Annotated in this window: 16 protein-coding genes and 1 tRNA gene; 3 read left to right on the top strand and 14 right to left on the bottom strand. The window is 68.2% G+C overall.

The genetic code is table 11. The features are described from left to right. Nucleotides 1-116 precede the first annotated feature (116 nt). The 4 genes from HMPREF0058_RS03800 to rplJ all read right to left on the bottom strand — a co-directional run bounded on the left by HMPREF0058_RS03800 (nucleotide 117) and on the right by rplJ (nucleotide 9,877). Nucleotides 117-4,070 (bottom strand): DNA-directed RNA polymerase subunit beta', encoded by a 3,954-nt coding sequence (locus HMPREF0058_RS03800; protein ID WP_006548363.1) that lies wholly within the window; start codon nucleotides 4,068-4,070, stop codon nucleotides 117-119. 131 nt (nucleotides 4,071-4,201) lie between these two features. Beyond that, complete coding sequence (rpoB, locus tag HMPREF0058_RS03795) at nucleotides 4,202-7,723, bottom strand: DNA-directed RNA polymerase subunit beta (protein ID WP_034236283.1); 3,522 nt, start codon at nucleotides 7,721-7,723, stop codon at nucleotides 4,202-4,204. Nucleotides 7,724-8,884: 1,161 nt separating this feature from the next. Continuing rightward, entirely contained in the window at nucleotides 8,885-9,274 is a 390-nt protein-coding gene (gene rplL, locus HMPREF0058_RS03785) for a 50S ribosomal protein L7/L12 (RefSeq protein ID WP_006548361.1), read from the bottom strand. Between the two features lie 81 nt (nucleotides 9,275-9,355). Further along, nucleotides 9,356-9,877 (bottom strand): 50S ribosomal protein L10, encoded by a 522-nt coding sequence (gene rplJ / locus HMPREF0058_RS03780; RefSeq protein WP_006548360.1) that lies wholly within the window; start codon nucleotides 9,875-9,877, stop codon nucleotides 9,356-9,358. A 299-nt stretch (nucleotides 9,878-10,176) separates the two neighbouring features. On the opposite strand from rplJ, the gene HMPREF0058_RS03775 reads away from it, so the two are divergent. After that, entirely contained in the window at nucleotides 10,177-10,962 is a 786-nt protein-coding gene (locus HMPREF0058_RS03775; RefSeq protein WP_006548359.1) for a hypothetical protein, read from the top strand. A gap of 98 nt (nucleotides 10,963-11,060) precedes the next feature. Here HMPREF0058_RS03775 and rplA read toward each other — a convergent pair whose 3' ends face one another. The 5 genes from rplA to HMPREF0058_RS03750 form a co-directional block, all read right to left on the bottom strand. After that, nucleotides 11,061-11,747, bottom strand: a complete 687-nt coding sequence (gene rplA, locus HMPREF0058_RS03770; RefSeq protein WP_006548358.1) for a 50S ribosomal protein L1 — start codon at nucleotides 11,745-11,747, stop codon at nucleotides 11,061-11,063. Nucleotides 11,748-11,822: 75 nt separating this feature from the next. Continuing rightward, nucleotides 11,823-12,254, bottom strand: a complete 432-nt coding sequence (gene rplK / locus HMPREF0058_RS03765; RefSeq protein ID WP_006548357.1) for a 50S ribosomal protein L11 — start codon at nucleotides 12,252-12,254, stop codon at nucleotides 11,823-11,825. A gap of 224 nt (nucleotides 12,255-12,478) precedes the next feature. After that, nucleotides 12,479-13,270, bottom strand: a complete 792-nt coding sequence (nusG, locus tag HMPREF0058_RS03760) for a transcription termination/antitermination protein NusG (protein WP_006548356.1) — start codon at nucleotides 13,268-13,270, stop codon at nucleotides 12,479-12,481. Nucleotides 13,271-13,330: 60 nt separating this feature from the next. After that, entirely contained in the window at nucleotides 13,331-13,573 is a 243-nt protein-coding gene (secE, locus tag HMPREF0058_RS03755) for a preprotein translocase subunit SecE (protein WP_006548355.1), read from the bottom strand. A gap of 94 nt (nucleotides 13,574-13,667) precedes the next feature. Then, nucleotides 13,668-13,740: transfer RNA gene (locus HMPREF0058_RS03750), tRNA-Trp, on the bottom strand. Nucleotides 13,741-13,929: 189 nt separating this feature from the next. On the opposite strand from HMPREF0058_RS03750, the gene HMPREF0058_RS03745 reads away from it, so the two are divergent. Further along, a complete protein-coding gene (locus HMPREF0058_RS03745) occupies nucleotides 13,930-15,144 on the top strand; it encodes a pyridoxal phosphate-dependent aminotransferase (protein WP_006548354.1) in 1,215 nt (404 codons plus the stop codon). Between the two features lie 232 nt (nucleotides 15,145-15,376). Here HMPREF0058_RS03745 and HMPREF0058_RS03740 read toward each other — a convergent pair whose 3' ends face one another. Further along, a complete protein-coding gene (locus tag HMPREF0058_RS03740; RefSeq protein WP_006548353.1) occupies nucleotides 15,377-16,633 on the bottom strand; it encodes a phosphotransferase in 1,257 nt (418 codons plus the stop codon). Between the two features lie 66 nt (nucleotides 16,634-16,699). On the opposite strand from HMPREF0058_RS03740, the gene HMPREF0058_RS03735 reads away from it, so the two are divergent. Continuing rightward, entirely contained in the window at nucleotides 16,700-17,722 is a 1,023-nt protein-coding gene (locus tag HMPREF0058_RS03735) for an adenosine deaminase (protein WP_006548352.1), read from the top strand. Here HMPREF0058_RS03735 and HMPREF0058_RS03730 read toward each other — a convergent pair. The 4 genes from HMPREF0058_RS03730 to HMPREF0058_RS03720 all read right to left on the bottom strand — a co-directional run bounded on the left by HMPREF0058_RS03730 (nucleotide 17,719) and on the right by HMPREF0058_RS03720 (nucleotide 20,468). Beyond that, a complete protein-coding gene (locus HMPREF0058_RS03730; protein WP_040319512.1) occupies nucleotides 17,719-18,600 on the bottom strand; it encodes a DMT family transporter in 882 nt (293 codons plus the stop codon). The genes HMPREF0058_RS03735 and HMPREF0058_RS03730 overlap by 4 nt on opposite strands. Before the next feature lie 17 nt (nucleotides 18,601-18,617). After that, a complete protein-coding gene (locus HMPREF0058_RS03725) occupies nucleotides 18,618-19,895 on the bottom strand; it encodes a UDP-N-acetylmuramate dehydrogenase (RefSeq protein ID WP_006548350.1) in 1,278 nt (425 codons plus the stop codon). 89 nt (nucleotides 19,896-19,984) lie between these two features. Beyond that, complete coding sequence (locus HMPREF0058_RS12000; protein ID WP_005504750.1) at nucleotides 19,985-20,083, bottom strand: 30S ribosomal protein bS22; 99 nt, start codon at nucleotides 20,081-20,083, stop codon at nucleotides 19,985-19,987. A 145-nt stretch (nucleotides 20,084-20,228) separates the two neighbouring features. Further along, a complete protein-coding gene (locus HMPREF0058_RS03720) occupies nucleotides 20,229-20,468 on the bottom strand; it encodes a helix-turn-helix domain-containing protein (protein ID WP_024034580.1) in 240 nt (79 codons plus the stop codon). Nucleotides 20,469-20,516 lie beyond the last annotated feature (48 nt).

Below are 20,516 nucleotides of genomic sequence, written 5' to 3'. Positions count from 1 at the left end.
CCCCAACCCCATCCTCGTGACGCACGACGGCGGCCCGGCACCGTGGTCAGGGTGCCGGGCCGCCGTCGTCAGCGTCCACATGCGCGGCCGGTCAGTGCCGGGCTACGCGGGCTGGATCAGAACTGGTAGTCCTCGGAGGAGAAGCCAGTGCGGAAGTCATCGGAGAAGTCAGCCCGGAAGTCTCCCCCGAAGGAGAAGTCGTCCAGCGCGACCGACTCGCCGGTGCCGAACATGTCACCGAAGCCAGTGCGGGAGAAGACCTCCTGCTTGACCTCCTCGGTGGGCTCGACCTCGATGTCGGAGTAACGGGCCAGGCCCGTTCCGGCCGGGATGAGCTTACCGAGGATGACGTTCTCCTTCAGGCCCAGCAGCGGGTCCGACTTGCCGTTCATCGCGGCCTCGGTGAGCACTCGCGTGGTCTCCTGGAAGGAGGCCGCCGAGAGCCAGGAGTCCGTGGCCAGCGAGGCCTTGGTGATACCCATGAGCTCGGTACGGCCAGAGGCGGTCTTGCCGCCCTCAGCCATGACGCGGCGGTTCTCCGCACGGAAGTGCATGACGTCCACCAGGTCTCCCTGGAGCAGGTTGGTGTCCCCGGACTCCAGCACGGTCACGCGGCGCAGCATCTGGCGCACGATGACCTCGATGTGCTTGGAGTGGATGTCCACGCCCTGGGAGCGGTAGACCTCCTGGACCTCCTCCACCAGGTGACGCTGGGTGGCACCGACGCTGCGCAGGCGCAGGACCTTCTTCGGGTCCACCGGGCCCTCGGTCAGGGCCTGGCCGGGCTCAACGTGGTCGCCGTCGGTCACCAGCAGGCGCTGGCGGCGCGAGACCGGAACCACGAGGTCCTCCTCGCCGTCGTCGCGCGTGATGACCAGACGCTTACCCTCGGCGTCGTCCTCGATCTTGAGCGTGCCGGCGGCCTCAGCCACGGCGGCCTCGCCCTTGGGGGTACGAGCCTCGAACAGCTCCTGGACACGCGGCAGACCCTGCGTGATGTCCGCGGCACCAGCCGCACCACCGGTGTGGAAGGTGCGCATGGTCAGCTGGGTGCCGGGCTCACCAATGGACTGGGCCGCGATGATGCCGACGGCCTCACCGATGTCCACGCGCTTGCCGGTGGCCAGCGAGCGGCCGTAGCAGGCCGCGCAGGTGCCGACGGCGGAGTCACAGGTGAGCACGGAGCGGACCGTGATCTCCTCGGCGCCCGCCTCAATGGCGGCCGCGACCTCGGCCTCGCCCAGGTCCGTGCCCGCGGCGACGACGACGTTGCCCGCCTCGTCGACCACGTCACGAGCCAGCGTGGTGCCGTAGACGGTGGTCGCCAGGATCTCGCTAGGCTCCTTGACCCGCTCGCCGTCGACCTCCTTCCACGTGAAGATGCGCTTGGCCAGGCCCTTGCGGGTACCGCAGTCGTCCTCACGCACGATGACGTCCTGGGACACGTCCACCAGACGACGGGTGAGGTAGCCGGAGTCCGCGGTACGCAGCGCCGTGTCCGCCAGCCCCTTACGGGCACCGTGGGTGGCGATGAAGTACTCCAGAACGCTCAGGCCCTCGCGGTAGTTGGACTTGATCGGGCGCTCGATGAGGCGCTGCCTGGGGTCAGCCACCAGACCTCGCATACCTGCGAGCTGGCGGATCTGGTCCCAGTTACCACGAGCACCGGAGACCACCATCTGGTAGACGGTGTTGCGCTCGGGGAAGTTCTCACGCATGGCCTCGGCCACCTCAGCGGTCGCCTTGGTCCAGATATCGATGAGGGACTGATAGCGGTCCTCCTCGGTGAGCGCACCCATCTCGAACTGGTCCTCGATCTCAGCCGCCTCAGCCTCGTAGCGGGCCAGGATCTCCGGCTTGGAAGCCGGGGAGACGACGTCGGCGAAGGCGACGGTGATGCCGGACCAGGTGGACCAGTAGAAGCCGTTGGACTTCAGCTTGTCCAGGGAGGCCGCCACGTCCACGCGCGGGTAGGACTCGGCCAGACGGTTGACGATGTTGCCGAGCTTCTTCTTGTCCACCACGTAGTTGATGTACGGGAAGGTCTCGGGCAGCGCCGTGTTGAACACCGCGCGTCCCAGCGAGGTGCGCAGCGTCACCGGCTCACCCTCGCTCCAGCCCTCGGGGGCCTGCCAGTCGGTGGGGGGCGTGATGCCCTCCTCGAAGCGGATGTCGCAGGTGGCGTTCATGTCCAGCTTGCCGAAGTCGTGCGCCATGAGCGCCTCGGCGAAGGAGGAGAAGGACGGCACGACCGGGTTGCCCTCGGCGTCCACCTCGACCTCGACCTTGGGGTCGGGGGTCTGGGTGAGGTAGTAGGTACCGATGATCATGTCCTGAGACGGCATGGTCACCGGGCGGCCGTCGGAGGGCTTGAGGATGTTGTTGGAGGACAGCATGAGGATGCGGGCCTCCGCCTGGGCCTCCGAGCCCAGTGGCAGGTGGACAGCCATCTGGTCGCCGTCAAAGTCGGCGTTGAAGGCGCCACACACCAGCGGGTGCAGCTGGATGGCCTTACCCTCGATCAGCTGCGGCTCAAAGGCCTGGATACCCAGGCGGTGCAGCGTGGGGGCACGGTTGAGCAGCACAGGGTGCTCGCGGATGACCTCGGCGAGCACGTCCCACACCTTGGGGTTGGCCCGCTCGACCATGCGCTTGGCGGCCTTGACGTTCTGGGCCTCCTTGAGCTCGACCAGGCGCTTCATGACGAAGGGCTTGAACAGCTCCAGCGCCATCTGGCTGGGCAGACCGCACTGGTGCAGCTTGAGCTGAGGACCAACCACGATGACGCTACGGCCGGAGTAGTCCACACGCTTGCCCAGCAGGTTCTGACGGAAGCGTCCCTGCTTGCCCTTGAGCATGTCGGACAGGGACTTCAGCGGGCGGTTGCCCACGCCCGTGACCGGGCGGCCGCGGCGGCCGTTGTCGAACAGGGCGTCCACGGCGTCCTGAAGCATGCGCTTCTCGTTGTTGACGATGATCGTGGGCGCGCCCAGGTCCATCAGCCGCTTGAGGCGGTTGTTGCGGTTGATAACGCGACGGTAGAGGTCGTTGAGGTCGGAGGTGGCGAAGCGGCCACCGTCAAGCTGGACCATCGGACGCAGGTCCGGCGGGATGACCGGAATGGAGTCGAGCACCATGGCCTCAGGAGCCGTGCCGGTGACGCGGAAGGCGTTGATGACCTTTAGGCGCTTGATCGCACGGGTCTTACGCTGCCCGGTGCCGTTGGCCACGACCTCGGCCAGGGCCTCGGCCTCAGCCTCCAGGTCGAAGGTGCGCAGGCGGGCCTGGACGGCCTCGGCGCCCATGGCACCCTTGAAGTAGATGCCGTAGTCGGCCGCCATGTCGCGGTACAGGACCTCGTCACCCTCCAGGTCACCGACCTTGAGAGAGACGAAGCGGTCCCAGACCTTGTCCATGTGCTCCAGCGTGCGCTGGTTCTTGCGGCGAAGAGCACCCATCTCGCGCTCGGCGGTCTTGCGCAGCTTGTCGCGCTGGGCCTGGTCGGCGCCCTCGGCCTCGAGCTGGGCGAGGTCCTCCTCCAGACGCTTCTGGCGCGCCTCGACGTCAGCCTGGCCGGCCTCCTCGACGTGCTTCTTCTTCACCTCCAGCTCGTTGCGCAGCGAGGGAAGGTCGTCGTGGCGGCCCTCCTCATCCACCTCGGTGACCATGTAGGCAGCGAAGTAGATGACCTTCTCCAGGTCCTTGGGGGCCAGGTTGAGCAGGTAGCCCAGGCGCGAGGGGACGCCCTTGAAGTACCAGATGTGCGTGACCGGGGCGGCCAGCTTGATGTGGGCCATGCGCTCACGGCGGACCTTGGAGCGCGTGACCTCCACGCCACAGCGCTCGCAGACGATGCCCTTGTAGCGCACGCGCTTGTACTTGCCGCAGGCGCACTCCCAGTCGCGGGTGGGGCCGAAGATCTTCTCGCAGAAGAGTCCGTCCTTCTCCGGCTTGAGGGTGCGGTAGTTGATGGTCTCGGGCTTCTTGACCTCACCGTGGGACCAGGACTTGATGTCCTCGGAGGTGGCAAGGCCGAGCTGGATGCGATCGAAGACGTTGGCGTCGAGCACAGTTCCTACTTCCGATGTGTCAGCTCATCGATTGTCTGGTGGGGCTGGCGAGCGTTGTTCCAGGACGCTGGCCCGCCCGTGGGGCCCGGGAGGGGCGGCCGGAGCCGCCCCTCAACCGGGGCCTGTGGTGGTCAGATCTCGTCGACCGTGGAGGCCATGGCGCCACCGGGGCGGCGGCCCAGGTCGAAGCCGAGCTCCTCGGAGGCGCGACGGCCGTCCTCGTCAGTGTCGTCCAGGCCGATGACATTGCCCTCGGCGTCCAGCGCCTCGACGTTCAGGCACAGCGACTGCATCTCCTTCATGAGCACCTTGAAGGACTCGGGGATGCCGGGCTCGGGGATGTCCTCACCCTTGACGATGGCCTCGTAGACCTTGACTCGCCCGTTGACGTCGTCGGACTTGACGGTGAGCAGCTCCTGCAGGGCGTGGGCGGCACCGTATGCCTCCATCGCCCAGACCTCCATCTCACCGAAGCGCTGGCCACCGAACTGTGCCTTACCACCCAGCGGCTGCTGGGTGATCATCGAGTACGGACCGGTGGAGCGGGCGTGGATCTTGTCGTCCACGAGGTGGTGGAGCTTGAGGATGTACATGTAGCCCACCGAGATCGGGTACGGGAAGGGCTCGCCGGAGCGACCGTCGAACAGACGGGCCTTGCCGTTGGGCGCGATGAGCTGCATGCCGTCGCGGTTGGGCAGGGTCGAGGAGAGCAGACCCATGAGCTCGTCGTCACGCACACCGTCGAAGACCGGGGTCGCCACCGGGGTGCGGGGCTCAGCCTTGACGCCGTTGGCGGGCAGGCGCACGGCCCACTCCTCGCCGGCCTTACGGGCCGCCGTGGCGTCCCACCCGCGCGAGGCCACCCAGCCCAGGTGGAGCTCCAGGACCTGACCGACGTTCATACGGCTGGGCACACCCAGCGGGTTGAGGATGACGTCGACCGGGGTTCCGTCGGCTAGGAAGGGCATGTCCTCGATCGGGTTGATCTTGGAGATCACACCCTTGTTGCCGTGACGGCCCGAGAGCTTGTCACCCACGGTGATCTTGCGGCGCTGGGCAATGTAGACACGCACCATGTGGTTGACGCCGGCGGGCAGCTCGGCGTCCTCGTTGGAGGCGTCGAACTCACGCACACCGGTGACGATGCCGTACTCGCCGTGGGGCACACGCAGGGAGGTGTCGCGCACCTCACGAGCCTTCTCACCGAAGATCGCGCGCAGGAGGCGCTCCTCGCTGGTCAGCTCGGTCTCACCCTTCGGGGTGACCTTGCCAACCAGGATGTCCCCGCTGCGGACCTCAGCGCCGATGCGGATGATGCCGCGCTCGTCGAGGTTGGCCAGCGTCTCCTCGCTGACGTTGGGGATGTCGCGGGTGATCTCCTCGGCGCCGAGCTTGGTGTCACGGGCGTCAACCTCGTGCTCCTCGATGTGGATCGAGGTCAGCAGGTCCTCGGAGACCACACGCTGGGACACGATGATGGCGTCCTCGTAGTTCAGACCCTCCCAGGTCATGAAGGCAACCAGGAGGTTCTGACCCAGAGCCAGGTCTCCGCCCTCGGTGGCCGGACCGTCGGCCAGGACCGAGCCAGCCTCGACGTGCTCACCCTCGGTGGCCACGACGCGCTGGTTGTAGCAGTTGCCCTGGTTGGAGCGGCGGAACTTGGCGACCTTGTAGACCGTCTCGGAGCCGTCGTCGTTGGCCACGCGCACGAAGTCGGCGCAGACCTCGGTGACGACACCGGGCTTGGAGGCCACGAGCACGTCACCGGCGTCGACGGCGGTGCGGCGCTCCATACCGGTACCCACCAGCGGGGCATCGGGACGGATGAGCGGCACGGCCTGACGCTGCATGTTGGCACCCATGAGGGCGCGGTTGGCGTCGTCGTGCTCCAGGAACGGAATGAGGGAGGTACCCACCGACACCATCTGGCGCGGGGAGACGTCCATGAGGTCGACGTCTCCGGCCGGAACCAGCGCTGGCTCACCTCCGGTGACACGGCACAGGACGTGGGACTCAGCGAAGTGCCCGTCCTCGGTCAGCTCGACGTTGGCCTGGGCGATGATGTGCCGGTCCTCGTCGTCAGCCGTGAGGTAGTGGGTCTCGTCGGTGACCTGGCCATTCTTGACCACGCGGTACGGGGTCTCAACGAAGCCGAAGGGGTTGATGCGGGCGAAGGTCGCCAGCGATCCGATCAGACCGATGTTCGGGCCCTCAGGGGACTCGATGGGGCACATGCGGCCGTAGTGCGAGGTGTGGACGTCACGCACCTCCATGGAGGCGCGCTCGCGCGACAGACCACCCGGGCCCAGGGCGGACAGACGACGCTTGTGCGTCAGACCGGCCAGCGGGTTGTTCTGGTCCATGAACTGCGAGAGCTGGGAGGTCCCGAAGAACTCCTTGATCGCGGCGGTCACGGGCCGGATGTTGATGAGGGTGTTGGGCGTGATGGCCTCGACGTCCTGGGTCGTCATGCGCTCACGCACCTGACGCTCCATGCGGCTCATACCAGTACGCACCTGAGACTGGATAAGCTCACCGACAGCGCGGATGCGACGGTTACCGAGGTGGTCGATGTCGTCGAACTCGACCGCGATGTCCACGATCTCGCCGTCCTTGACGCCCTCAACGGTCTCGGCACCGGCGTGCAGGGCAAGCAGGTACTTGATCGCGGCGACGATGTCCTCGATGCGCAGCACCGAGTCCGCCAGGTCCGCGGCCAGGCCCAGCTTCTTGTTGATCTTGTAGCGACCGACCTTGGCCAGGTCGTAACGCTTAGCGTTGAAGTAGAAGTTCTCCAGCAGGGTGCGGCCGGCCTCGACGCTCGGCGGCTCACCGGGACGGATCTTCTTGTAGATATCCAGCAGCGCCTCGTCCTGGTTGGTGACCTTACGGTCCTCGTCCAGGGCGGAGGTCAGAGCCGGGTAGGCCTTGAACTCCTCGCGGATCTCGGACTCGTCCATGCCCAGGGCCAGGAGGAAGACCGTGATGTCCTGCTTGCGCTTGCGGTCGATACGCACGGCGACGTGGTCGTTCTTGTCGACCTCGAACTCCAGCCAGGCGCCGCGAGAGGGAATGAACTTGACGTTGTAGACGTACTTGTCCGAGGCCTTCTCGGTGGTGCGCTCGAAGTACACACCAGGCGAGCGCACGAGCTGCGAGACGACGACGCGCTCGGAGCCGTTGACGATGAAGGTGCCCTTGTCCGTCATGAGCGGGAAGTCGCCCATGAAGACCGTCTGGGACTTGATCTCACCGGTCTGGAAGTTCTCGAAGTCGGCCACCACGTACAGGGGCGCGGAGTAGGTCAGGTCCTTCTCCTGGCACTCCTCGGCCGTGTACTTCGGCTCCTCGAAGCGGTGGTCGTGGAAGGACAGCGCCATGGTCTCGCCGAAGTCCTCGATCGGGGAGATCTCCTCGAAGATCTCCTCCAGACCCGAGGTCTCGGGCAGCGAGCCAGGCCGAGCCGAGTTCGCAGCGTCCACGCGGGCGCGCCACTTCTCGTTGCCGACGAGCCAGTCAAAGCTCTCGGTCTGCAGGGCGAGAAGGTTCGGAGCCTGCATAGGCTCGGCGATCTTCGCGAAGTTGATGCGACGCGACGCGGTACGCGCGGCAATGTCAGCGGCAGTTGGTGCAGAGGTGCGCGAGGCAGCCAAAGGGGATCCTTCCCTCATCTCGGGGATCACTCTGCGTACACTGCGCACGGTGGGAGCCCCAGACCAGCGGAGCGGTACCGGTTCCCCAGCCAGGGGACCGTCCGTCCGACGGCGCTACGAGCGTCACTACACACAATGCACGCAAAGCGCTAGCGTACACGCCCCTAACACCGACATCTACGCCTGCGCGGTACCGACCCTTGCGATTCGCACCACATCCGCGCATACTACCCTCCCGTTCGCGGCCGGACCCCATGCACCCCGGCCGTACCAATAGTCTTTCGCGGCCCGCCCAGCGACCCTGGGCGGCGCGCTTCTGCCGTGGCGGAGTACATCCCCACCCGGGCCGCAGCCCCACTGGAACGTGCTTCCTCGATGCGGACGTGCCTTCACTCATAGCCGCGCGCTCCCCCACCCGAGCCCCGGCGCCGTGAGAACGTGCTTCCTCGATGCCGGCGTGCCTCCACCCATAGGCGCGTACTCCCCAACCAGGCCCCAGCCCCATTGGTACGCGCTTCCCCCGAAGCGTGCGTGCACCCTCAATTGGTGCGTGCCCTAGCGCTCCCCCAGAGACCGTCACATTCACCAAAGCACGCACCAATCACCCAACCCACGCACCAAAAGCCCATCGCACCACCCCCCCCCCGCACGCCGCCCCATCCCCGTCGCATCCCCACCGCCTCTCCGTCGCTTTAGGCCCTGAACAGTCGATCCCCATCCCCGCCACACCCGAACCGACTGTCCACGGCCTAAACCGACGTATCCAGGAAGCGCACCAAGACCAAACCAACGGTCCAGAACCTCAACTGACGCAGCCATCAAGCCCACCACCCCCACTGGAACGTGCATCCCCCGATACGTACGTGCACGCGCCATTGGTACGCGCCCTCGCGCCCCCTGAGAGGCACCCTCTCGCTCGGGAGCCTGGCTCTTGGGAGGTGCCACCATCGCCGTCGGGCTCGCGATGCCCCGCGAACCGGGGACCTTGTGCGCAGGTCCGGCGTCGGCATATCGCCTACAGCCCACCTGGCAACAGCGTCGTGTCCGCGCCGCAGACAGCAGCTGGCCCCGACCACCAATGGTGGTCGGGGCCAGCGTGAAGCGATACTCCCCTTGGCCGGGCTCACCTCATGGTGAGAACCGCGGCGGCCGGGGCGAGACTCACTTGAGGGTGACGGTGGCGCCGGCGCCCTCGAGGGCCTCCTTGGCCTTCTCGGCGGTCTCCTTGTTGGCGCCCTCGAGGACGGGCTTGGGAGCGCCGTCGACGAGCTCCTTGGCCTCCTTCAGGCCGAGGGAGGTCAGGGCGCGCACCTCCTTGATGACCTGGATCTTCTTGTCGCCAGCGGCCTCGAGGATGACGTCGAACTCGTCCTTCTCCTCGGCAGCAGCGGCCTCGCCGCCAGCAGCGGGGGCGCCAGCAACGGCAACGGCGGCCGGAGCAGCAGCGGTGACGTCGAAGGTCTCCTCGAAGGCCTTGACGAACTCGGACAGCTCGATGAGGGTGAGCTCCTTGAAGGCCTCGATGAGCTCGTCGGTGGTCAGCTTCGCCATGATGGGCGTTCCTTCCTGGAAAAAGGGTCCTGCACTGTCTTCAGCACAGGGATGAAAGTGGTGTTGAACGGCGCACGCGGCTCAGGCCGCGGTCTCCTGCTTCTCGCGCAGGGCGTCGACAGTGCGGACCGCCTTGGAGGCGGGCGCGACGAAGAGGTACGCAGCCTTGGACAGGGACGCCTTCATGGCACCCGCAGCCTTGGCGAGCAGAACCTCGCGGGACTCGAGCGAAGCCAGCTTGTCAACCTCGGAGGCGTCCAGGACGTTGCCGTCCATGACACCACCCTTGACGACGAGCTTGGCATTGTCCTTGGCGAAGTCACGCAGCGCCTTGGCAGCCTCAACCGGCTCGCCGGAGACGAAGGTCAGAGCCGTGGGGCCCTTGAGGTCGTCAGCGAAGGCCTCCAGGCCGACCTGACGGGCGGCGATGGCAGCAAGCGTGTTCTTCACCACGGCATACTCGGCGTTACCAGCGAGCGAACGACGCAGCTCCTTGAGCTCGGCGACGGTCAGCCCGCGGTACTCAGTCAGCAGCACCGCGCCGGAGTCGCGGAACTTACCCGCGAGCTCGGCAACAGCCGCTTCCTTGTCAGGCCTTGCCATGGGCCCTCCTTCCGTGGTCTGCCACAGGCGCCCAGGCTCTGGCACGAAAAAAGCCTCGCGCCGGCAAGGCACGAGGCTCACGCTCCACAACCGTGGAGGAGTCACGTTCTCACCTGCGCTGGCTCCATCGCTCCGGGGAGCTGGTGGACTTGGTCCCGCCAAGGCGGGAGACCTGCGGTCTTTGGCAGGTGCCAGACTACCGGCCCACCTCCCCCACTACGCAAGGCCGCACACTGTGGAAACCTGGTGCGATCGGTCACGCTGTGGACCATGGCGGTGGCGCCTGTCACCATCGGCAGGTGGACACGCTTCTTCCCGCCATCCTTAGCCTGACCGTCAGCCTCGCACTGACCACCGCGGTAGCCTGGCCCGCCTCGCGCACCGTGGTCCGCTATACCGCGAGGCTGCGCCCGGAGCTCGGGACCTCGCCTACCCGTCTTCGCGCCCGGGTGACCGCCTGCTGCCTCCTCGTCCACGCCGCGGTCCTGGCCGCACTCGTACTGCGTCAGGCGCTTGACGACGGCACCCCTGGCGTGGGTGCCCGAACGGGCCTCGCCCTCGCGGCCAGCCCGGTGGCCGTTCTGGTCACGCTCGCCTGTGCCTGCGACGTCCTGTGTCTGCGCTTGCCCAACCTCCTCCTGGGCCTGGCCGCGGTCCCACTGGTGCTCTGCCACCTGCTGCGCGCATGGGTCATGGCCGCCGAGGTCTCCGATCCGTGCCTGTGGGCCGCGGACAGACAGGAGTGCCAAGCCGTGGAAGCGGTTCACCCTGCCGACGCGCCCGGCTACTGGCCGATCCTCGCGCCACTGCTGGTATCGGCCGCACTCACGATCGCCCTGGCCGTCGTGAGCCGCCTCAGCCACCAGATCGGTCCGGGTGACGTCAAGCTCCTCGCTCTCCTGACCTTTGCTCTGGCCCCGTTCACCGCTGCCGGCCAGGTCTACGCCTTGTACCTGGGGCTCGGGGCGGCAGGTATCGCCGCGGGATTCCGCATCGCCCTGGGTCGCGCGGACCGACGCACCCCCATCCCACTGGGCCCCTTCCTCCTGGGCGGCTACGCCGTCGCCTGGTGCCTGGCGCTCTAGAGCGAGCAGGACGACGGCGCCGCTCGCCTTCGAAGCGGAAGGTGAGCGGCGCCGTCGTCTCCAGGAGGCCTATGCCGGGGCGAGGCCTCCCGTCATGATCACTTGGTGACGTCGAGCGGGATGCCCGGGCCCATGGTCGTGGTCATCGTGGCCTTGAGGATGTAGCGGCCCTTGGAGGTGGCGGGCTTCAGACGCAGGATCTCGTCCAGAGCGGCGCGGAAGTTGTCCACCAGCTGCTCCTCGGTGAAGGAGGACTTGCCGATGATGAAGTTGAGGTTCGCGGCGCGGTCGACGCGGAACTCAATACGACCGCCCTTGATGTCGGACACGGCCTTGGCCACGTCCATCGTCACGGTGCCGGTCTTGGGGTTGGGCATGAGGCCACGGGGACCGAGGACACGGCCCAGGCGGCCGACCTTGCCCATGAGGTCGGGGGTAGCGACGGCGGCGTCGAAGTCCGTCCAGCCGCCAGCGACCTTCTCGATGAGCTCGTCGCCGCCGACCTCGTCAGCCCCGGCGTCAAGAGCCTGCTGGGCGCGGTCGCCCTGAGCGAAGACGATCACTCGGGCGGTCTTGCCGGTACCGTGCGGCAGGGACACGGTGCCTCGCACCATCTGGTCGGCCTTGCGGGGGTCAACACCGAGGCGGAAGACGACGTCCACGGTGGAGTCGAACTTCGTCACGGCGGTCGCCTTGGCGAGCTTCACGGCCTCGGCCGGGGTGTAGAGGATCCCGGACTGGATCTTCTCAGCGGCGGTGCGGTAGGCCTTGGAGCGCTTAGTCATCTGCTTCTCCTTGCAGTCGTGGTGAACGGGCCGCGCGAGGCCCTTCCACGGTGGTCAGTGGGGGTGTGGTGACGCTCAGGCGTCGACCGTGATGCCCATGGAACGGGCGGTGCCGGCGATGATCTTGGAGGCAGCCTCGACGTCGTTGGCGTTGAGGTCCGCCATCTTCATCTCGGCGATCTCCTTGACCTGGGCGGCGGTGAGGTTGCCGACCTTGGCGGTGTGGGGGGTCGAGGAGCCCTTGGCCACACCAGCGGCCTTCTTGATGAGCTCAGCGGCCGGCGGGGTCTTGGTCACGAAGGTGAAGGAGCGGTCCTCGTAGACCGTGATCTCCACCGGGATGACGTTGCCGCGCTGCGACTCGGTAGCCGCGTTGTAGGCCTTGCAGAACTCCATGATGTTGACGCCGTGCTGACCGAGCGCGGGGCCGATCGGCGGGGCGGGGTTGGCCTGGCCGGCCTGGATCTGGAGCTTGATCAGCCCAGCGACCTTCTTCTTGGGAGCCATGTGTTGGGTCCTTCTTGTCCGGAACGTCGCACGCCTGCCGTGCGACGGCGCGAGGCCCGCACCGCGGGCACACGCACGAACGCCCATGCTAGACCCGCAAGAGCCGCTGTAGCGAGCTCGGTGCCTGGAATCACAGGCATATCCGTGTGAGGCTCACAACGACGCGGGTCCGCCACCGCCCCGAAGGACGAGTGACGGACCCGCGTAAGGTACGGCGTCGCCGCTCAGATCTTGGCGACCTGTGTGAAGGAGAGCTCGGCCGGGGTGTCGCGGCCGAACAGGGAGATGAGAACCTGCAGCTTCTGCGTCTCGGGGTGGATCTCCGAGATCGTGGCAGGCAGGGACTCGAAAGGGCCGTCGGTGACGATGACGGACTCGCCGACCTCGAAGGCGACCTCGTAGACCTGGCCGCCCTCGACGACCTGGGTGCGCCCGCCCTCCTCGGGAGCGGCGTTGGCGGCGGCAGCCTGCTTGGCAGCCACCTCCTCCGGCGTGGGGCCGAGCTGGGAGACCGCCTCGTCAAAGGTCAGCGGCACCGGGTTGTAGCGGTCGCCCACGAAGCCGGTGACGGCCGGGGTGTCCTTGATCGTGCGCCACACGCGGTCCGAGGTCTCCGGGTCGTCCAGATCCATGCGCACGAACACGTAGCCGGGGATACGCACGCGGGAGACTTCCTTCTTCTTCCCCGCGCTCTTGACCTCGATCACCGTCTCCATGGGAACGACGGCGTCGAAGACGTAGTCCTCCAGCTCAAAGTTCTCCGCGCGCGCCATGATGTCCGCAGCCACGCGGCGCTCGTAGCCGGAGTAGGTGTGCAGGACGTACCACTCGCCAGGCAGCGAGGACATCTGCTTGCGGAACTCCTCGATCGGGTCCACCTCGGCGACCGGCGCGGGCGCCTCCTCGACAGCCTGGGAGTCCTCGACCACCTCGGCCGACTCCTCCAGGACAGCATCCTGGCTCGTGGGGTCGACAGAGTCTGCCGTGGTCTCCTCGGGGAGAATCTCCTCGGACACGATTACCTGCTTTCCTGTGCGTTCTAGGGCGTGCTGTCGCGTTCAGTCGTCAACGAGCGATCAGGCGAAGACCCACATGACGATACGGTCGAAGATGAAGTCAAGGATGCCGGTGTAGGCCATGATCGCCACGATGAAGACCACCACCACCAGGAAGTAGGTCCACAGCTCCTTGCGCGTCGGCCACACGACCTTGCGAAGCTCATCGATGACCTGGCGGAAGAAGAGGGCGAGGCGTCCGAAGGGGCCGCCCTTGATCTTCTTCGGCTGTGCACCCTTGGCGACAGTCGTGCCTTCACTCATGCTCAGGATCCTCGGGTTTCGTCGGTTCGTTCAGCGCCCAGACGGGCGAGAGGGCGGAACCGACGGGATCTCCCGACAGATCCGGCGTTCTCAGCAGGGCAGGCGGGACTCGAACCCACAACCGCCGGTTTTGGAGACCGGTGCGCTACCAATTGCGCCACTGCCCTTCAGCGGGAACTGATCATGCCACACAGTACACACCTGAGGAAATCGAGGGCGGGTGGGCTACGACACGTCTGCTCTGCGAGACCCCCTAGACGTGCCTGCCAGGACGACGACGCCGCCGCGCGATCCCGCCTCCCTCTCACCATCCGATCGGCTCTCCTGACAGGCCGCGCCTGTGGGACCATGGCCTCGTGAGTACTGCACCTCGGGCCCGTGTCTCGGCCCGCCTCGCCGCCATCGCCCCCTCCGCCACCCTCGCCGTCGACGCCAAGGCCAAGGCCCTCAAGGCTGCCGGCCGACCGGTGATCGGCTTCGGAGCCGGGGAGCCGGACTTCCCGACCCCTGACTACATCGTCGAGGCGGCAGTCGCCGCCGCCAAGGACCCGGTCAACCACAAGTACTCCCCCGCCAAGGGCCTGCCGGCCCTGCGCGAGGCCATCGCGGCCAAGACGCTGCGCGACTCCGGCTATGAGGTCAGCCCCGACGACATCATCGTCACCAATGGTGGCAAGCAGGCCGTCTATGAGGCCTTCGCAGCCCTGGTGGACCCGGGCGACGAGGTCATCCTCCCCGCCCCCTACTGGGTCACCTACCCCGAGTGCGTGCGCCTGGCCGGAGGCATCCCGGTGGAGGTCTTCGCCGGTGCCGAGCAGGGTTACAAGGTCACCGTCGAGCAGCTGGAGGCGGTACGCACTCCTCGCACCAAGGTCTTGCTGGTGTGCTCGCCCTCCAACCCCACCGGCGCGGTCTACACCCCCGACGAGCTCACCGCGATCGGTCAGTGGGCCCTGGAGCACGGGATCTGGGTCATCACCGACGAGATCTACGAGCACCTGCTCTACGACGGCGCGCAGGCGGCGCACATCGTCCAGCTGGTGCCTGAGCTGGCCGAGCAGACGGTCGTCCTCAACGGAGTGGCCAAGACCTACGCCATGACGGGCTGGCGGGTGGGCTGGCTGATCGGCCCGAGCGACGTCGTCAAGGCCGCCACCAACCTGCAGTCCCACCTGTCCTCCAATGTCGCCAACGTCTCCCAGCGCGCCGCCCTGGCCGCCGTCGCCGGGGACCTGACCGCGGTGGAGCGGATGCGCGAGGCCTTCGACCGGCGTCGGCGTCTCATGGTTGAGCTGCTCAGCGGCATCGAGGGCCTGACGGTGCCCACCCCCCAGGGAGCCTTCTACGCCTACCCGAGCATCGAGGGCCTGATCGGCAAGACCCTGCGCGGCACGGTCATCGACTCCTCGATCACGCTGGCCAGCACCATCCTGGACGAGGCTGACGTGGCGCTGGTACCGGGCGAGGCCTTCGGCCGCTCCGGCTTCCTGCGCCTGTCCTATGCCACGAGCGACGACGCCATCCGCGAGGGCATCGGCCGCGTGGCCTCCCTCCTGGCCGAGGTGAAGTAGCTCTCGCTGCTCAGCCGCAGCACATGAGACAGGTGGGGCCCGTTGTCGCGCGATGACGGGCCCCACCCATGTCCCTACCGACCACCCATGCCCCGACGGACCACCAGATTCACGCGAATCCAGTGGTCGGCGGAGGATCTGGCGGTCGGTCGAGGTTTACGTGGTCGGTCAGGGCGAAAGTGGTCGGTCGCGGCAGCAGATCACGCCATCAGCGAGCGAGCAAGACGGGCCCCTAGTGCGCGCCTCGCCTCGCCTGGATCTCACGGGCCTGCGCCAGCCAGATCTCGGCCCGAGCGAGCCTGCCCTCGGCGTCAGGGCGCCAGGGACCACCGTCTTCACGGCGTGCGCCAGCCACCAGCGAGAGCACCACGCCAGCGCATCGCGCACGCAGCGCCACCGGGTCGCACTGGGCCTCAGCCAGGCTCGTCCAGGTCTCCAGGACCGGACGCAGCCGCGGGTAGGAGGCCGGCGCCAGGTGGTCAAGCACGCTGACGTGCCCGAGCAGGCACGCCAGGTCATCGACCCGTCGGCCCGGTCCGAGGGAGTCCACGTCCAGCAGACTGGCCACGGCCTCGCCCTCCATGAGGACATTGGCCTCGTAGAAGTCACCGTGGACCGGGACCACAGGACCGGGGTTGGACGAGGCCATGAGCTGCTCCACGCCGTCGGCCACCGCCCGGGCGCGTGCAGCATGCTCAGGCAGCACCGTGGCTGCGGCGTGGGCGTAGTGACGCACCCGGTCCGACCAGGCTGGCCGGGCCTCCAGGGCCAGGGCCTGGCGCGGCAGGGCATCCAGCAGCCCGGTGAGCGAGGCAAAGACCCTCGCCGAGGTCTGCGGATCCATCCCGCGAGAGAGAAGCACGGACAAAGCCATGCCGTGCCCGGTCGCCAACAGCACCAGGCCGTCTGGGTCAGCCCGCAGGACCTGCGGCACCGGGACCCCAGAGGCGCGCAGCATCCGCTGGCGCTCGGCGAAGGCCGCCGCCTGGCCGGGGCGGAAGATCTTGGCGTAGGCCGTTGTGCCGTCACTGAAGGTCACTCGGACCACCGCCCGGCGAGTGGGCCGGTAGGCCACGATCGAGGTCTGGACCGGGGTGCCCAGCCGCTGGCCGAGCAGCGCGGGCGTGCAGGCCACCGGCAGCGCGGGCAGCTCAGGGTCGGCGGGGTGGCGCCACACGCGGATCGGCGCAGGCGAACGGCGCAGCAGGCCCGCCGGCGCCACGGTCATGAGACCTGGCGCCTGGGGGAAGGACAGCCTCGCCGTCGTCGCGCACAGGTACTGGGTGGTGCGGACCCCGCCCGGGCTAAGCACCACGGCCGTGTAGCCGACCGAGACTCCCGCTCCCGGGCGGTGGTGGACGGAGTGGACCTCCCAGCTCACCAGCTGCTGACCCGCGGGGGCCAGCGCCGCAGCGAGTACCGAGGCCGCCTGAGGGCCTGTCAGGAGCGCGACATCCTCTGGCTCGAAACCGGCCGGTGCGTTGCTCATGGTCCCAGTCTGCCCTACACCAGGCCCACCGGGGCGTGACCTGTCCGCTCGTGCAAGAATCCCGCTATGCGCGACCTGTCCACCCTGCCCAAGGCGCACCTGCACCTGCACTTCACAGGATCGATGCGCCTGGAGACCCTGGTGGACCTGGCTCAGAGCTCACGCACGCGCCTTCCCTCCTCCTTTATCGACGGCGATCCGCTGCGCGTGCCGGCCGACCACCGTGGCTGGTTCCGTTTCCAGCGGGCCTATGACACGGCCCGCCACCTGGTGACCAGTGAGGAGACGATGCGACGCATCGTCGTCGAGGCCGCGCTCGACGACGCCGCCGAAGGCTCGCGCCGTCTGGAGATCCAGGTGGATCCCACTTCCTACGCCCCCTTCGTCGGCGGCATCACCCCGGCCCTGGAGATCATCCTGGACGCCGCACGCCAGGCCACAATCCTGTCCGGCGTCGAGGTCGCCGTCATCGTGGCAGCCTCACGGATCCGCCATCCCCTGGACGCGCGGACCCTGGCCCGCCTGGCCGTCCGCTACGCCGGGCAGGAGCCGGGCACCGTCGTCGGCTTCGGTCTGTCCAATGACGAGAGGGCCGGGCGGACAGCGTCCTGGGGCCCGGCCTTCCGCATCGCACAGCGGGCGGGCCTGGCCTCTCTGCCCCACGGTGGCGAGCTGCTGGGGCCCTCCCACGTGCGCGACGTCGTCAGTGCCCTAGGCCCCACCCGCCTGGGTCACGGTGTGCGCACCGCGGAGGACCCGGCGCTGCTGGACGAGATCGTCCGGCGCGGGATCAGCCTGGAGGTCTGCCCCGCCTCGAACGTGAGCCTCGGGGTCTACCACGAGGCGGCGGACGTACCACTGCCGACGCTTCTGGCCCACGGCGCCCAGGTCGCGCTGGGGGCGGACGACCCTCTGCTCTTCCACTCACGCCTGACCGACCAGTACGAGATCGCCCGGAGCCTCGGCCTGGGCGACGCCGCGCTGGCTGAGCTGGCCCGGGGGTCGATCCGCGCCTCGCTGGCCTCGCCGGGCTCCAAGGCGCGGTGGCTGGCCGAGGTGGACGACTGGCTGGCGTCGGACCAGGGCTAGGCGAGCGCGCGGCGCAGACGCCGCCGGGCGAGGATGGGGCCGAGCTCGGCCACCACCGAGCCGGCGAAGATGAGGCCGCCTCCCACGATGATCCTCCAGGTCAGCAGCTCTCCGCCGAAGGCCACCGCGAACAGCGCGGAGAAGACCGGTTCCATCGCCATGATGACGGCGGCCCTCGCCGCGTCCATCCGGGCCTGCGCCCAGCACTGTCCCACCAGCGCGATCAGGCCGACGGCGAGCGCCAGGTAGAGCACCCGCGCCCAGTCCGCCGGGCTCGCCGGCATCGCGATGCCCCCGGGTAGCGCCACCAGGACGTGGACCACCCCCAGGGTGATCATCTGGATCGCTGCCAGGACGAGCGGGTCACGCCCCGCGCTCCAGCGGCCCAGCAGGGCCACGTGGAAGGAGTAGCCGACGGCGCCCAGGACGAGGATCGCTTCTCCCAAGCCAACGCTCAGGCCGCTGAGCCCCAGGACGGCGGCGCCGCTCAGCGCCAGGGCTACGGCCAAGGCCGTGGCGCGCGCCGGCCGCGCCTTCCACAGCAGCCAGGCCACCAACGGGGTACCGACGACGTACAGGGCGGTCAGAAAGCCGGAGACTGACGCCGCCGCCAGGGTCAGGCCGTAGGTCTGGGCGATCTGCGCGCCCGAGTAGACCAGGCCCAGGACCACGCCGCAGGCCCAGGTGCGCCGGTCGGTGCGCGCCAGGCGAGGGGCGAAGACGAGGGCTGCGGCGGCGCCCGCCACGGCAAAGCGCAGGGCAAGGAAGTCCAGGGGAGCCAGCGAGGTGAGCAGCCCCTTGGTCATGAAGAAGCTGGAGCCCCACATCATGGCGACGACGATGAGGACCCCACCGGCCACCGCAGAGCGATCTGCCACGAGCGAGCGCCTCCCCGTCACCAGCCCACGTGCACCGGCTCGGGCACCAGCGTGATGCCGTAGGCCTGCTGGACCCCGGCGACCACGGCGTCGCGCAGCGCGGCGATGTCACTGGCTCGGGCCTTGCCACGGTTGGTCAGCGCGAGCACGTGCTTGGTGGACAGGCTGGCCGGAGCCTGGCCAGCGTCGCCGGAGGCGAGGGAGAAGCCCTTGGGGAAGCCGGCGTGCTCAATGAGCCAGGCGGCGCTGGTCTTGACCAGGCCGTCAACCACGGGAGCGGCAACCGTACCCGGCACCACCTTGGTGTGGTCAGTGACCGGGTACCGCGGGGCCTCCGGCGGCAGGCGCTCGGCCTGCTGCGCGGTGAGGACCGGATTGGTGAAGAAGGAGCCGGCGGACCAGGTGTCGTGGTCATCGGGGTCCAGGACCATACCCTTGGAGCGGCGCAGCTCCAGCACCGCCTCGCGCACGGCGCGGGAGTCGACTCGCTCGCCCAGGCTCACTCCCAGGGCCTGAGCCAGCTGGCTGTAGGCGATCGGGGCGGACAGGGAGGCCTGACGCACCGAGAAGGTGGCCGAGAGCACGACCCACCGGCCCGTCGGCCCCCAGGTCCGTCCTTCTCCGACCTGCGGATCAGTCAGCGAGCGCTTGAGGGCGGAGTCTCGGTAGGACAGCTGCAGGCGTGACAGCGGTAGCTGAACAGCCTGGCCGGCAGAGCGGTCCCAGACCCGCACACTGGACAGGAGCTCGGCGACCTCTGTGCCGTAGGCGCCGATGTTCTGCACCGGCGCCGCACCCACGGTCCCGGGGATGCCGGACAGCGTCTCGAAGCCGCCCCACTCGCAGGCCACGGCCTGGCGCACCAGGTCGTCCCAGGTGGTGCCGGCCGTGGCGCTGATCTCGACGCCGCCGCAGCGGTCGTCGGCCAGGAGGGAGACCTCCTGGCGCGCGTCACGCAGCACCAGGCCGTCAAAACCGGCATCCGCGGCCAGGATGTTGGATCCGCCGCCCACCACCAGAAGCGGACGCCCGGCTTCATCGGCCTGGCGCACGGCGTCGATGAGCTCGGACTCGGAGGTGGCCTCGACGTACTCACCCACCGGGCCGCCCACTGCCATGGTGGTCAGCTCAGCCAGGGTCGTGGGAGCCGGCGCCGAGCCGGGCACGTGGGCCAGCGCCGGGACGCCGGCGGGCCACTGGTCCGGCGAGGCGTCAACGGAGATGGGCATCATGCACTGCTCCGTGGCGTTGATGGAGTCTCCAATGAGGTTGCCGGATACGGAGTGCTGACTCATGAGGTGCTCCTGGCTGCTAGGCGCGGTGGTAGCAGGTGAGGCCTGCCGGGAACAAGTGTGCCCGGAGCACGGGCTCCGGGCACATCTCGTCACTTCTTGTTGCGGCGCTGGTGACGCGTCTTACGCAGCAGCTTGCGGTGCTTCTTCTTGGACATGCGCTTGCGGCGCTTCTTGATGACAGATCCCATGGGGACTCCTTGTGGTCGTGGGTGCCGGTCCGCTCGCAGCCGACGGCGTTGCGCCAGCGCACCGACGCAAGGCCGGGCGAGCAGGGTGGTCGGGTCGGGGCAAGCCCACCCGATCACACAGGTGACCGGCTGATTCTAGCGGTTTTCAGGAGCCCGTCGACGCCGAGCCCTCGTGGCCCCAGTCACCTAGGCTCGCAGCCAGGTACTCCTCGACCGCGCGCTCAGGCACGCGGAAGGAGCGACCCACCTGCATGGCAGGCAGGTCACCGGAATGAACCATGCGGTAGACCGTCATCTTGGACACGCGCAGCATCGCTGCGACCTCGGCCACGGTCAGGAACGAGGGGGCGCCAGATGCGCCGGAGGGAGAAGTACCCGGTGCCATGGATGCAAGGTCCCGTCTGCTGGAATCGTTGTGGGGATAGGTACTCGA

It is taken from the genome of Actinomyces urogenitalis DSM 15434, assembly GCF_000159035.1.
Lineage (GTDB): Bacteria > Actinomycetota > Actinomycetes > Actinomycetales > Actinomycetaceae > Actinomyces > Actinomyces urogenitalis.
Note: the sequence above shows the minus strand (reverse complement) of the source record. Positions and strands in the feature narration are given on the sequence as shown.

Bases quoted from the DNA above. Each gene is read 5' to 3' on its own strand.
- HMPREF0058_RS03720 (WP_024034580.1), bottom strand. From the start codon at position 20,468: ATGGCACCGGGTACTTCTCCCTCCGGCGCATCTGGCGCCCCCTCGTTC.
- rplL (WP_006548361.1), bottom strand. From the start codon at position 9,274: ATGGCGAAGCTGACCACCGACGAGCTCATCGAGGCCTTCAAGGAGCTC.
- rplA (WP_006548358.1), bottom strand. From the start codon at position 11,747: ATGACTAAGCGCTCCAAGGCCTACCGCACCGCCGCTGAGAAGATCCAG.
- rplJ (WP_006548360.1), bottom strand. From the start codon at position 9,877: ATGGCAAGGCCTGACAAGGAAGCGGCTGTTGCCGAGCTCGCGGGTAAG.
- HMPREF0058_RS03735 (WP_006548352.1), top strand. From the start codon at position 16,700: ATGCGCGACCTGTCCACCCTGCCCAAGGCGCACCTGCACCTGCACTTC.
- HMPREF0058_RS03725 (WP_006548350.1), bottom strand. From the start codon at position 19,895: ATGAGTCAGCACTCCGTATCCGGCAACCTCATTGGAGACTCCATCAAC.
- HMPREF0058_RS03740 (WP_006548353.1), bottom strand. From the start codon at position 16,633: ATGAGCAACGCACCGGCCGGTTTCGAGCCAGAGGATGTCGCGCTCCTG.
- secE (WP_006548355.1), bottom strand. From the start codon at position 13,573: ATGAGTGAAGGCACGACTGTCGCCAAGGGTGCACAGCCGAAGAAGATC.
- HMPREF0058_RS12000 (WP_005504750.1), bottom strand. From the start codon at position 20,083: ATGGGATCTGTCATCAAGAAGCGCCGCAAGCGCATGTCCAAGAAGAAG.
- rplK (WP_006548357.1), bottom strand. From the start codon at position 12,254: ATGGCTCCCAAGAAGAAGGTCGCTGGGCTGATCAAGCTCCAGATCCAG.